This window comes from Actinomadura rifamycini DSM 43936, assembly GCF_000425065.1.
Classification (GTDB): domain Bacteria; phylum Actinomycetota; class Actinomycetes; order Streptosporangiales; family Streptosporangiaceae; genus Spirillospora; species Spirillospora rifamycini.
Genome location: NZ_AULB01000045.1, coordinates 1 through 12181, shown reverse-complemented (window position 1 = coordinate 12181; position 12181 = coordinate 1). Strand labels below are relative to the sequence as shown.

Below are 12181 nucleotides of genomic sequence, written 5' to 3'. Positions count from 1 at the left end.
TCTCGGTGGGTGGCGTCCGGACGGGCGTGCGCGGACGCCGTTCGGTTCGGACGAGACGTCCAGCAGCGAGCGCGATGGCGAGGCCGCTGAGGAAGGGCCCCAGGGCGTTGCCCAGGTTGAACGCGCCGATGTTGGCGGCGGGGGCGGGGGCGCCCTCGGCCGCCTCCAGCATGTGAGGTTCCCCCCGTTGCACGGACACCTGAGGTGAGGTCACTCGGCGATGTCTGAGGGCAGGTCGGGCCCTTCGAACGTGACGGGGCTCGTGCCGCTGGAGTTGACCGCTGAGGAGCGAGCGGAGCCGGAACGGTGGGTGCGTCGGCGGAAGGGCGCCCAGGATCTGGCGGTGCGGGCTCGGGTGATCCTGGCATGTGATGCGGTGGCCGACGACGGGTTTGCCGTCTCGGTCACGGCGGTGGCTGAGCAGGCCGGCGTCTCGGTGGACACGGCCTCCAAGTGGCGCAGGCGATTTCTGGCCGACCGCCTGGAATGCCTGCGGACGAGCCCCGCCCGGGGTCGTCCGCGCAGCGTCACCGACGAGCAGGTCGCCGACCTGATCACGCGGACGCTCGAAACCAGACCGGCCGACGCCACACACTGGTCGACCCGCTCCATGGCTGCCAAGATCGGACTGTCCCAGTCGACGGCCTCCCGCGTGTGGCGGGCGTTCGGGCTCCGGCCGCACCGGTCCGGGACGTTCAAGCTCTCGACGGACCCGTTGTTCGCCCGGCAAGGTCCATGACGTGGTCGGCCTGTACCTCCACCCGCCCGAACGCGCGCTGGTGCTGTGCGTGGACGAAAAATCGCAGATCCAGGCGTTGAACCGGTCCCAGCCGGTGCTGCCCGGAGTCCCTGAGCGGGTCACCTGCGACTACGTGCGGGCGGGCACCACCGCCTTGTTCGCCGCCCTGGACGTCGCGCCGGCAGGGTGATCGGCTCGCTGCACCGGCGCCACCGCGCGGTGGAGTTCCGCAAGTTCCTGATCAAGCTGGACGAGAGGCCTGGATCACCGCATGGAACACTAGTAGGGGAGACCTTCGGATGCGGCGCGGAGCGCCGCGTGCAGGCGGACCGTGAGCTCTGCGGGCGGCGCGTCGGCCCGGTCGGCGAACTCGGCGGCGAAGTCCTCCGCGGCCGCCCGCAGGGCGCCGTTGAGCGTGGCGGCGTGCACCTTCACCCGGAGGTCATCGGGGTCCCTGCCGGTGCGCCGGGCGAGGAGATCGGCGAGGACGGGCAGCGCGTCGTCGTGAGCCTGCAGCCAGACGAGCCGCAGGCTGGGTTCGCTGCGGGTCAGGCGGAGCAGGTCGAGAACGACGGGCTCGGCGATCGGCAGGTCGCCGCGGTCGGCGGCGCTGCCGATGAAATCGAGGAGTGAAGTGCCCTCCGGCCAGTGCTGGAGTGCCTCGATGGCGGTGTCGAGCCCTGCCGCGAGCAAGGGGCGTACACAGCTTTCCTTGCTGGGGAAATAGCGCCAGAGCGTGCGGGCGGAAATGCCCACCGCCTCGGCGATGTGCTCGCCGGTGGTGTGGGCGACGCCGTTGGCGGTGAACAGCCGTACCGCCTCGCGGGCGATCTCAGATCGGAGGGCGGCCTTGCGCCGTTCGGCGTACGACGGTCTGGACCTAGGAGGTGGCCCCGCTGCCACTGTGCCTGGCGCCGGGTCGTGCACCGCTGTCCACCGTCCTCGCCTTCTCGAAAAGCTCAGGATAGCCAATCCGAAAATGACTCATGCAGACATCTTGTCATTCAGTGACATCCAGCCTACTCTGCCGTGAAGTGACTGATCAGTAACAAGGGCGGGCCTCGCGTCACGCGCGACTGCGGTCGTGTTGCGGCCACCGGTTGCGCAGCAGTTCTTCGACGTGTTCAACGTCGGTGTCGAACCTTAGGGCGCCGCACCACAGAGACCGTCTGCTCCACCCAGTCCGCCCTTTGAAGCAGGGAGTGTGCCTCGTGAAGCCGCACCACCCATCCCGGCCGCCGAACGGCCCGTCCGCCAGACCACGCCGGGGAAGGGACGGGCGGCGGTCCGGCGTTCGCCCGCGCTTCCGGCACGGTCTGCTCGCCGCCGCGCTACTGGCGGGCGGCGCCACCGTGCCCACCACGACGGCCGCCGCCGACGGCGGACCCGCCGCGGCGCCGCCGAGCGAGCCCGGTACCGCCTTCTACGTTCCCCCCGCCGAACTTCCGGCCGCCAACGGGGCGCTCGTCCGTACCGAGGAACTGCGGCTCGGCCTCGCCCTTCCCGGCCTCAACGGTCCCCTGCCGGGAGAGGCCACCCGCATCATGTACAAGTCCACCGATTCCGATGGGCAGCCGGTGGCCGTGACCGGCGCCTACATCGAGCCGTCCGCGGAGTGGCCCGGCGCCGGCCCCCGCCCCTTGGTCGCGCTCGCCCCGGGAACCATGGGGCAGGGGGACCAGTGCGCCGCGTCCAAGGCGCTGGAGACGCCCCTGTCGGTCGGCGAAGGGTCGGTATCCGTCGGCTACGAGAACGTGGCGATCTACCGCTTCCTCGCCAAGGGGGCGGCCGTGGTCGTCACCGACTACGTCGGTCTCGGCACGACCGACCGGCTGCACACCTACGTCAACAGGCTGGACGGCGGGCACGCCGTACTGGACGCCGTCCGCGCCGCGCGCGCACTGCCCGAAGCCTCGGTGACCGGCGACTCCCCCGTCGGGCTGTACGGGTACAGCGAGGGCGGCGCGGCGACCGGTTCGGCCGCCGAACTCCAGCCCGTCTACGCACCGGACGTGGAGCTCGCCGGGGCATACGTCGGCGCTCCGCCCGCCGACCTGGCCGAGGTCCTGAAAGCCGTCGACGGCAGCACCCTGGCCGCCGCCCTCGGCTGGTCGATCAACGGCTTCCAGCAGTACGAGCCCCGGTTGAAGCCGATCCTGGACGCGTACACCAACGACACGGGCAAGCGGGCGCTGGCGGACCTGTCCACCGGGTGCGTCGGTGAGGGAATCTTCGGCTACGGCGGGGTCGCGAGCAGCACGTGGACGACCGACGGCGAGTCGGTGCCGGAGATCGTCGCGAACGAGCCCGTCGTGCAGAAGATGCTGGACGACCAGCGGCTCGGCGGGCACGCCCCCGCGGCTCCGGTTCGCGTGGCGACCGGCATCGAGGACGACCTGGTCCCCCACGCTCAGGCCCGCCGGCTGGCCGTGGACTGGTGCGCCGAGGGCGCCTCCGTCACCTACGCACCGGTCTCCGGCCCCGACGTCGGAGAGAAACTGATCAACCACTTCCTGCCCTTGATCATCGACCAGGAAAACGCGATCGACTGGGTCACCGCCAGGCTGGACGGCCGACCCGCCACATCCACCTGCCGGGCGATCGCCTGACGAACGGCGGTTCCGCGCCGGGGCGGTGACGCCCTCCTCGGCATCCGGACGGCCCGGCCGCGGGGCCGCGGCCGGGACCAGGCCACTGGCGAAACCCCGGGGTCGCGCGGCAACAACCCGGTCGAAATCCCCTCCACCCCGATCCTGGAGATACCCCCATGCCCATCAGCAGACGCACTTTCCTCGCCGGCACCGCCGCCGGAGCCGCGGCTCTCGGAGCGGCGCCCGCCGCCGGCGCGGCAACGGTGACGGCGTCCCCCTCCCGTGTCCGGCTCACCAGGGAGGAACACCGGGCGGTCGTCATCGGCTCGGGGTTCGGCGGCGGCGTGGCCGCGCTCCGACTCGCGCAGGCGGGCGTGCCGGTGACCGTTCTCGAGCGCGGACGGCGGTGGCCCACCGGGCCGAACGCCCGCACCTTCCCGACGCTGGCGAACCTGGATCGGCGCGCGATCTGGCACGGCACCATTCCGGAGGCGCTCCGGTCCCTGGCGCGGCTCGCCGGCCGGCCCCTCGGCCTCGATCCTTACGTGGGGTTGCTGGAGCCCGTCGCCGGGCAGAACATTCTCGCGGTCTGCGCGGCCGGTGTCGGCGGCGGCTCCCTCGTCTACCAGGGCATGACCCTGCAACCCTCCGAAGAGTTGTTCCACGCCTGCCTGCCCGAGGAGCTGGACTACCGCCGGATGAACGCGGTCCACTATCCGAGGGTCGCGCGCATGTTGCGCGCGGCGACCGCACCCGAGGAGCTGATCGCGTCGCCGAACTACGCCGCGGCGCGCGTCTTCGCCCGGCGCGTCCGTGAGGCGGGCTACGAGCTGAGCAAGATCCCGATGCCCATCGACTGGAACTACGCGCTGGCCGAACTCCGCGGGGAGATGACGCCTTCGTACACGAACGGAGACTGCGCTCTGGGCGTCAACAACGGCGGTAAGCACTCCGTCGATGTCACGTACATCCGCCAGGCCGAACGGACCGGCAGAGTTACCGTCCACACCCATCACCACGTGACCGGGGTGGCCCGAGCCAAGGACGGACGCTGGCAGGTCCACGTCGACCGCACCGACGATTCGGGCGAGGTACTGGAGCAGAAGCTGCTCACCACCCGCGCCCTGATCATGGCGGCCGGCAGCCTCAACACCAGCAAACTCCTCGTGCGGGCCGCCGCGACGGGCGCCGTTCCGGATATGCCGGACCGCCTCGGCGAGGACTGGGGCACCAACGGCGACCGCATCTACGCCTGGACCAATCTCCAGGAGGACTTCGGCGAGGAACAGGGCGGCCCGGTCATCTACGGCAGCAAGGACTGGGGCTCGTCCGCCACGGCCAACACCGTCATCCAGGCGTCGATGCCCCCACTGGGCGTCAACGCCAGAACGACCATGCTGGTCGGCTTCGGTGTCAGTCCCGACCGCGGCCGCTTCCGGTACGACGGGCGGACAGACGCCGTCTCCCTCGTCTGGCCTCGCCGGGGCGACGACGCGGTGCGTCGAGCGATTCACCGGCGGATCACCCGGCTGGCCCACGGACCGGGGGCGGTCACCGACACCAACGCCATCGTCAACAGCACCTGGCACCCGCTCGGCGGCGCCTCGATGGGCACCGTCTGCGACCTCGACGGCAGGGTGCTGGGCCAACGCGGACTCTACGTCCTCGACGGCGCCTTGATCCCCGGCACCACGGCGGCGTGCAACCCCTCCATGACGATCGCGGCCGTCGCCGAACGCGCCATGGAATCCCTCGCCGCCAAAGATGTCGGCACCATCATCTGAACCCGACCGCACCCGTCGAGCGTCCAGCGCTCAATGGTCGATCTTCCGCATCGCTGGCCGTGGCCGTCGCCGCCGAACCAGGCTCCCATCCACCCGAGACGCCCGGCTGGGAATCCGCAGCCGGGCGTCTCGCCGAACCTCCGTCCACAGCCGGTTCCCCACCGGTGTCTCGAGGAGCCCGCTGATCCGCCGGTTCCCAGGGAGTCTCCAACCCGCGTAGGTCTCCAGCGGCGCCTCAGCGAGCGGCCCGGGTGTTGGGCTACAAGGAGGATGCTCGGCTTTCCCCCGAGTCGGCGGCAATCCGATGCGGCTCGCGCCGCCGATGAACCCGGCAGCCTGGAGCGAATGGGTGAAGGCTTCGGCCGCTGGGCAGCAAGGTCGGGCATGCCCGGCTTCTGGGCCATCTCCATGGCCACGCCGAGCGACTCTTCGGCCTGCTCCGCAAGTGCCGAGTCCAGGTGTTGCAGGCTCTCGACCCCTGCTTCGGCGGTGAAGTTCGCTCGAAACATCAGCGCTGAGATCCTACCGAGGATCGTCACGCCGAGGTTGCTGCCGACGTCGTAGGCGTTCTGTTTCGGGGTGTGTCGCCCCGCCGACTTGAACTCCGCTGAACCCTGCACGCGCCGCTGGTCGGCCGTGTTCGCTACGCACCCTGCGCGAAATCTACCTGCCGGCGTTCGAGCGGGTCGTCACCCAAGCACGGCCCGCGGCGGTGATGTCCTCCTACAACAAGATCAACGGTGTGTACGCCTCGGAAACCGGTGGCTGCTGAGCGAAGTGCTGCGCAAGCAATGGGGCTTCGAGGGCGCGGTCGTCTGTGACTGGGGCGGGGTCGACGACCGGGTCGCCGCACTGGCCGCGGGCCTGGACCTGCAGATGCCCGGCAACGAGGAGTCGACGACGCCGAGGTCGTGCGGGCGGTCCGCGATGGAGAGCTGGACGAGGCCGTCGTCGATCAGAGCGTCCGCAGGGTGGGGTCGCTCGCCGAGCGCGCCGTCCCGGCGACGGTGAATTCGGCACCGAGGCCCACCACGCCCTGGCCAGGAAACTGGCCACCGCCTGTGCTGTGCTTCTGAAGAACGACCACGCCACCCTGCCCATCGCCGAGCGAGCACAGCGCATCGCCGTCATCGGCGAGTTCGCAGTCGTGCCGCGCTACCAGGGCGGCGGCAGCTCGCATATCAACCCCACCCGCGTCGATGCCGCGTTGCCGGCGATCCAAGCGCGTCTCGGACCGGCCGAACTCGCCACCGTAGGTGTCCGCGGTGTCGATCAGGTTCACCCCCGCGTCGAGCGCACGGTTCACCAGGCGGCCGGCCAGCTCCTCGTCGATCCAGGTGTCGCGGGTGAATCCCGAACCGAAGCTCATGGCGCCGAGGGAGATCGTGGAAGGCACCGGCCCCACCTCGATTCTTCTCGAGAGGGGGCGGGTCGACGTGCCGATCCGCCGACTCCCGCCGCTGCCGCGTCCGACCCCCCTCACAACTCTCAATCGCGGCGCGTCACGGTGCGGAAGCCCGCGTTGCCCATGCTCGAGTCGGGCGTGTTCGACGACCTGGCCGCGTTCCGGTACCGGTTGCAGTAGGACTCGTGGCAGAGATACGAGCCGCCGCGCAGCACTCGCAGGCCGGAAGCCACCCGGGGACGCGGGTCGTGCACCGGGCCTCCGGCGCGGGCGCGCTTGGCGTACGCCCGCGGATCGAACGCGTCCTCGCACCACTCCCACACGTTGCCGACCGTCTGCCACAGGCCGAAGCCGTTCGGCGCGAAGGCGCGCACGGGCGCTGTCGCGAGCCAGCCGTCCTCACCGGTGTTCCGATCGGGGAACGTCCCCTGCCAGATGTTGGCCCGCCACTCGCCCCGGGTCCCGAGCAGTTCGTCGCCCCAGGGATAGCGGGCGCCTTCGACGCCGCCGCGCGACGCGTACTCCCATTCGGCCTCGCGCGGCAGGCGCCGCCCGGCCCAGGCGCAGTAGCTCCGGGCGTCGTTCCAGGTCACGTGGACCACAGGATGCTCTTCCCGCCCCCGCAGGTCGGATCCCGGGCCCTCAGGGCTTCTCCAGTTCGCTCCCTTCACGGCGAGCCACCATGGAGCGCGAGGAGCCGTGCCCAGCACCTCCGCACCCGGGTGCGCCAGCGTGCGGAAGACCGCCGAGAAACCGGCGGCCTCCGCTTCGGTTCGGTAACCCGTGTCATCCACGAAGCGCGCGAAGTCGTCGTTGGTGACGGTCGTGGCGTCGATCTCGAAGGCGTCGAGCGTGACCTCATGGACGGGCGACTCACCGTCCCCGGCGAGTCCGTCGCCGAAGGCGTCTCCCATCAGGAAGGCGCCGGCCTCGATGCGGCACTGCTCGATCAGATGCGCGCCGGGCCCGGAGGGAGCGGCCCGCCGCAGGCCCGACGTATCGGAGGTGAGGCGGGGCGTGCAGCACGGGGAGGGGTCGTCCACGGAACCGGCCTATCGACGGGAGTATGACACTTGTGCCATGGTAAGTCATTCCACTTATGGCATGGTCAGTTTTCCGGCAACGACGGGCACACCCACGATGAAGCTAGAGTTCTTGCTCCTCTCGGCCCTGCTCCTGCGCCCCAGCACGGGCTACGAGCTGAAGAAGTTCTTCGACACGTACGGCCGGTTCCTGCGGTCCAACACGACCATGAGCCAGGCGTACCGGACGCTGGCGGCGATGGAGAAGCGCGGCTGGGTGGAGCACACGATCGAAGAACGGCCCGGGGCGACGAACGCCAAGCGCTACCGCGTGACCGAAGAGGGGCACACGGTGGTCCTGGACTGGCTGGCGAGCCCGTACAACCCGCCCTCGCGGTTCCAGGACCCCGATCTCTGGGTGCGGCTGGGCAGTGCGGCGTTCATGGCGGTGGAGGAGGTCATCGCCATCCTGGACGTCGAGATCGACACGCGACGGGACGAGGTCGCGAAGTACCGCCATCGGGAGCGCCCCCTGTTCGCCGAGGCCCCGCCCGGCCACGACATCGAGCTCGGCACCCAGATGGCCGAATGGATCCACCGGCGCTCGGCCGAGGAGATGGACCGCCACATCGCCTCGCTCGTCGAGCTCCGCCGGCGGCTCCTCGACGGAACCCCCATCAATCCCGCACCAGCGCCCGGCCCGGAGGAGACGCGATGAGAGCCGTCATCGTCATGTTCGACAGCCTGAACCGGCACATGCTCGCGCCCTACGCCGACACCTTCGTCGACGCGCCGAACTTCGCCCGCCTCGCGTCCAGGGCCGTGACGTTCGACAACTTCTACGCGGGTTCGCTGCCGTGCATGCCGGCCCGCCGCGAGATGCACACCGGCCGGTACAACTTCCTGCACCGCAGCTGGGGCCCGCTGGAGCCGTTCGACGACTCCATGCCGGAGATGCTCAGAAACGCGGGGATCCACACTCACCTGGTCTCCGACCACCCGCACTACTGGGAGGACGGCGGCGCGACCTACCACACCCGGTACAGCACGTGGGAGTTCATGCGGGGCCAGGAAGGCGATCCCTGGAAGGGCGTCGTCGAGGCCGCGGGGTCGCAGGACGCGGACGGCTCGGCGTCGCACCGGCAGGACGCGATCAACCGCACCTACATGCCCACCGAGGCGGAGCACTCGCAGACCCGCACCGTCGACGCCGGCCTCCACTTCCTCGAGACGAACGTGAGCGCCGACCGCTGGCTGCTGCAGATCGAGATGTTCGATCCGCACGAGCCGTTCTTCACGCACCGGCCATACAAGGACCTCTACCCGCACGAATACGACGGCCCGGAGTTCGACTGGCCGCCGTACCAGAAGGTCCTCGAGCCCAAAGAGCAGATCGAGCACGCCCGTTACGAGTACGCCGCCCTGGTCTCGATGTGCGACCGTTCGCTCGGCAGAGTCCTGGACTTCATGGACGAGCACGGCATGTGGGACGACACCATGCTGCTGGTCAACACCGACCACGGTTTCCTGCTAGGCGAGCACGGCTGGTGGGCCAAGTCCGTGCAGCCGTGGTTTAACGAGCTCGTGCACCTGCCGATGTTCCTCTGGGACCCGCGGACCGGCGGACGGGACGAGCGGCGCGGCGCCCTCGCGCAGACGATCGACATCGCGCCGACCGTGCTCCGCTACTTCGGCCTCGAACCGACCCCCGACATGCAGGGCGGCGACCTGGCCGCCGTCCTGGCCGAGGACGAGCGGGTCCGGGACGGCGCACTCTTCGGCATCCACGGCGGGCACGTCAACGTCACGGACGGACGCTACGTCTACATGCGCGCCGCCAAGGACATGGGCAACGGTCCGCTCGAAGAGTTCACGCTCATGCCAACCCATATGCGCGCCCGATTCTCGATCGGCGAGCTGAAGGCCTGGGAGCCCGCCGAGCCCTTCAGCTTCACCAAGGGCGTGCGCACGATGCGGACGTCGGCGTCCCAGGCCTTCATGAACCCCTGGCAGCACGGCACGCTCCTCTTCGATCTGGAACGCGATCCGGCCCAGGAGGACCCGATCGTCGACGACGAGGTGGAGCTCCGCATGATCGAGCTGATGCGCCGCCTCATGATCGACAATGACGCGCCGCCCAGCCAGTTCGAGCGCATCGGCATCCCGCGAGAGGGCGACGTCACGCGCGAGCACCTGCTGGTACGGGAGCAGCGGGAGCGGGCCGCCATCGTCGCGGCGCCGCTGCCGGCGGTCGAAGAGCTGAAGAACCCCGGCCTGCTGGGCACTTCGATACTCGAACTGCTGCGACTCCCCGAGGTCAAGAACGTCCTCGCGCAGGAGGCTCCGGCACTGGCGCAGTCGGAGATGCTCTCCATCCCCGCCTCGATCACCCTGCTCGATCTCGCCCGCTTCGGGCACGTCCCCGGACCTGTCCTTCGCCGGATCGACGAACGGCTCTGAGCTTCGCACCGTACCCGGCGAACGCGCCGTGGCCGGCGTTGGGCTTCGTCTCAGCCGTTGATGGCGCCGAGGTCGACGCGCAGCTGGTCGCCGGTGATGTACTCGCCCTCGTCCGAGGCGAGGAAGGCCACGATGGTGGCGACGTCCTCCGGCTCCACCACCTGGTACGGCAGGGCCGGCATGTACATGGGGCCGAGGCCGGGGACTTCCCGATGAGCGCCCCCATGGAGTCGTCCGTCATGCCGGTCCGGACGCCGTGCGGGTGCACGGTGTTGACCCTGATGTCGTGCTCGCCCAGTTCGTTGGCCAGTGTCTTGGCGAGGCCGGTGACGCCGTGCTTGAAGGCCGCGTAATGGGCGAGGAAAGGCAGTCCCTTCAGGCCCGCCACGGAGCTCGTGATGATGACGGAGCCGCCCTGCCCCTGCTCGATGAGCGTCGGAACGGTCGCCTTGATCGTCTTCCGGACACCCGTGGGGTTGACGTCGATCAGGTCCTGCCACTGCTCTTCGCTGAGCTCCCAGGTACGGCCGTAGTTGACGATCCCGGCGTTGGCCAGCCGGCCGAGTTTGGCGACGCCGTCCCGGACCACCGCATCCAGGCCGTCCAGGTCACGCACGTCCACGTTCCGGGTCACGACCCGCCGGCCCTGCGCCTTCACAAGGGCGGCGGTCTCGTACAGCTCGGCCGCGTACCGGACGTACGTGCTCGCCGATCCCTCGATGTCGACGGCGATGACGTCGGCTCCCTCGGCGGCCGGCCTGACGGCCTCCGCCCGACCCTGCCCCCGGGCGGCCCCGGTGATGAAGGCGACCTTGCCCGTGAGACGGCCCATCGCATCACCTCCACTGTCGCTTCGCAGATCACACGCCGGACGGCGCGCTCACGTCTGCCCGGCCTCGGCGAGGACGGTCGCCCGATCGGCGCCGGTCACCACCAGATTCCTGTAGCGGGCGACGAGCGCAGGGGCTACGAACGAGACGTCAGCACGCCGCCTGTGAAATATCCGACGACGGTGCCCTTCACCTCTCCCCTGGCCAACCCGTTGCCGTGCAGCGGCACGATCTCGTCCGCCGCACCGGTCCATCCGAGCGTCTGCACTTTGAGGCCGAACTGGTCGGACCACACGTAGGGCGGCACGGGCGGCGGCGGGTCGGTGCCGAGGATGCCGCAGGCCACCGCCGTCGCCTGGTTGACGGCTGCGGCCCAGTGCTCGCCGCGGTGATGGCCGCCCCTGACCGGGTCCCACCAGGCGGCGGCATCACCGACGGCCCACACGTCGCTCGCCGTGAGCACCCGGCCGCCGTCGTCGCACACCAGCCCGTCCTCGGCACGCAGGCCGACACCGTCGAGCCGTTTCAGGTCGGGCACGCCACCGACACTGGCCAGCACCATGTCGGCCGACAGGACGGTCCCGTCCGTCAGCTCGATCGTCCGACCGTCGACGAAGCGCGCGATCCGCACGTCACAGCGCAGGTCGATCCCCGCCTCGGTGAACAGGCGCGCTGCCAGCGCGCCGACCTCGCGGCCCAGCGCGCGCTCGCACGGAGCGGGGGCCGATTCGAGGACGCTGACCGCGATGCCCGCGCGACGCGCGACGCATCCGAAGGAGACCCCGGTGGCATCGTGGCTGCCGCTGCCGGAGAACCTCACACCGCACGGGCTACGGCACGGCCACAAGACCTGGATGGCGGAGGACGGCGTCCCCGAAGTTCTTCAAGCCGACCGGCTGGGACACGTCGTGCCGGGCATCCGCGGCGTCTACACGCATGTCTCCGACGGCATGCGAAATGAACTCAAGGCCAGACTTCAACGGCGGTGGGAGAACTCGCTCGACGAACGAGCGGAGATCGCCCCGGGCTCGACCCGGGCTCGCCCCTGCCGATCCTTGCCGAACTGCTCGCCGCTCGACTGAGCAAGAGGAAGGTGGTCTCCCTCAGAAGCGCCTGAGCGGTCTCGAACGGAGGCGCGGTGGCCTGCGGGCCGCCGCGTCTTCGTTACGGAAAGTGACCGAGGAGAGAGGTGAACTGGTGAGCACATTTGGGGTGGGGCAATCTCGTGCCGCAAATCTGCCCCAGTGACACACTGAACCTTTTCCAGCAGCGTCCGACGGTGCGTGATCACATCATGATCGCGGGCGGTGTGGCGGGCCCTGGAACGTAAAGAAGCCCTGGTAGGACGGG

The 12181-nt window shown here is 70.0% G+C and carries 10 protein-coding genes and 4 pseudogenes; 8 read left to right on the top strand and 6 right to left on the bottom strand.

Going from position 1 to position 12181, the window contains the following annotated elements:
- Positions 1 to 220: 220 nt before the first annotated feature.
- Positions 221 to 991 (top strand): annotated as a pseudogene (locus tag H505_RS52125) (IS630 family transposase); the annotation flags it as partial.
- Between the two features lie 27 nt (positions 992 to 1018).
- On the opposite strand, the gene H505_RS0131715 reads toward H505_RS52125, so the two are convergent.
- On the bottom strand, positions 1019 to 1666 hold the full coding sequence (locus H505_RS0131715) for a TetR/AcrR family transcriptional regulator (protein WP_199747672.1): 648 nt from the start codon (positions 1664 to 1666) through the stop codon (positions 1019 to 1021).
- A 425-nt stretch (positions 1667 to 2091) separates the two neighbouring features.
- Between H505_RS0131715 and H505_RS45605 the strand changes: the two genes are divergently transcribed.
- The 4 genes and pseudogenes from H505_RS45605 to H505_RS52120 all read left to right on the top strand — a co-directional run.
- The gene (locus H505_RS45605; protein WP_245592677.1) at positions 2092 to 3348 is read left to right on the top strand and encodes a lipase family protein; all 1257 of its coding nucleotides are present in this window, start codon (positions 2092 to 2094) and stop codon (positions 3346 to 3348) included.
- A 158-nt stretch (positions 3349 to 3506) separates the two neighbouring features.
- Entirely contained in the window at positions 3507 to 5114 is a 1608-nt protein-coding gene (locus H505_RS0131705) for a GMC oxidoreductase (protein ID WP_026405178.1), read from the top strand.
- A 579-nt stretch (positions 5115 to 5693) separates the two neighbouring features.
- Positions 5694 to 6125, top strand: a complete 432-nt coding sequence (locus tag H505_RS52655) for a glycoside hydrolase family 3 N-terminal domain-containing protein (protein ID WP_341849577.1) — start codon at positions 5694 to 5696, stop codon at positions 6123 to 6125.
- Positions 6126 to 6180: 55 nt separating this feature from the next.
- Positions 6181 to 6348 (top strand): annotated as a pseudogene (locus H505_RS52120) (glycoside hydrolase family 3 C-terminal domain-containing protein); the annotation flags it as partial.
- Between the two features lie 21 nt (positions 6349 to 6369).
- Here the strand turns inward: H505_RS52120 and H505_RS52550 are convergent.
- Both H505_RS52550 and H505_RS0131695 read right to left on the bottom strand, forming a co-directional pair.
- A pseudogene (locus H505_RS52550) lies at positions 6370 to 6510 on the bottom strand (aldo/keto reductase); the annotation flags it as partial.
- 92 nt (positions 6511 to 6602) lie between these two features.
- Positions 6603 to 7562 carry a formylglycine-generating enzyme family protein gene (locus tag H505_RS0131695; RefSeq protein WP_026405176.1) on the bottom strand — a complete coding sequence of 320 codons (960 nt, stop codon included), beginning with the start codon at positions 7560 to 7562 and terminating at the stop codon, positions 6603 to 6605.
- Positions 7563 to 7674: 112 nt separating this feature from the next.
- On the opposite strand from H505_RS0131695, the gene H505_RS45600 reads away from it, so the two are divergent.
- A complete protein-coding gene (locus tag H505_RS45600; RefSeq protein ID WP_211238597.1) occupies positions 7675 to 8259 on the top strand; it encodes a PadR family transcriptional regulator in 585 nt (194 codons plus the stop codon).
- Positions 8256 to 10001 (top strand): sulfatase, encoded by a 1746-nt coding sequence (locus H505_RS0131685; RefSeq protein ID WP_026405175.1) that lies wholly within the window; start codon positions 8256 to 8258, stop codon positions 9999 to 10001. The genes H505_RS45600 and H505_RS0131685 overlap by 4 nt, the downstream gene beginning before the upstream one ends.
- Before the next feature lie 50 nt (positions 10002 to 10051).
- On the opposite strand, the gene H505_RS52840 is transcribed toward H505_RS0131685, so the two are convergent.
- From H505_RS52840 to H505_RS45595, 3 genes and pseudogenes are all read right to left on the bottom strand, one after another.
- Positions 10052 to 10183: an SDR family oxidoreductase gene (locus tag H505_RS52840; RefSeq protein ID WP_425248275.1), complete on the bottom strand. Its 132-nt coding sequence runs from the start codon at positions 10181 to 10183 to the stop codon at positions 10052 to 10054.
- Between the two features lie 107 nt (positions 10184 to 10290).
- Positions 10291 to 10833: pseudogene (locus H505_RS52835) on the bottom strand (SDR family NAD(P)-dependent oxidoreductase); the annotation flags it as partial.
- Between the two features lie 134 nt (positions 10834 to 10967).
- Positions 10968 to 11651 carry an FAD-dependent oxidoreductase gene (locus tag H505_RS45595; RefSeq protein WP_051301398.1) on the bottom strand — a complete coding sequence of 228 codons (684 nt, stop codon included), beginning with the start codon at positions 11649 to 11651 and terminating at the stop codon, positions 10968 to 10970.
- Between H505_RS45595 and H505_RS51255 the strand changes: the two genes are divergently transcribed.
- Positions 11617 to 11913, top strand: coding sequence for a tyrosine-type recombinase/integrase (locus tag H505_RS51255; protein WP_211238596.1), 297 nt, complete (start codon positions 11617 to 11619; stop codon positions 11911 to 11913). The two genes, H505_RS45595 and H505_RS51255, sit on opposite strands and share 35 nt — an antisense overlap.
- Positions 11914 to 12181 lie beyond the last annotated feature (268 nt).

Excerpts from the sequence above, each read along its gene's own strand:
- H505_RS0131705 (WP_026405178.1), top strand. The coding sequence starts at position 3,507 with ATGCCCATCAGCAGACGCACTTTCCTCGCCGGCACCGCCGCCGGAGCC.
- H505_RS0131685 (WP_026405175.1), top strand. The coding sequence starts at position 8,256 with ATGAGAGCCGTCATCGTCATGTTCGACAGCCTGAACCGGCACATGCTC.
- H505_RS52840 (WP_425248275.1), bottom strand. The coding sequence starts at position 10,183 with ATGCCGGCCCTGCCGTACCAGGTGGTGGAGCCGGAGGACGTCGCCACC.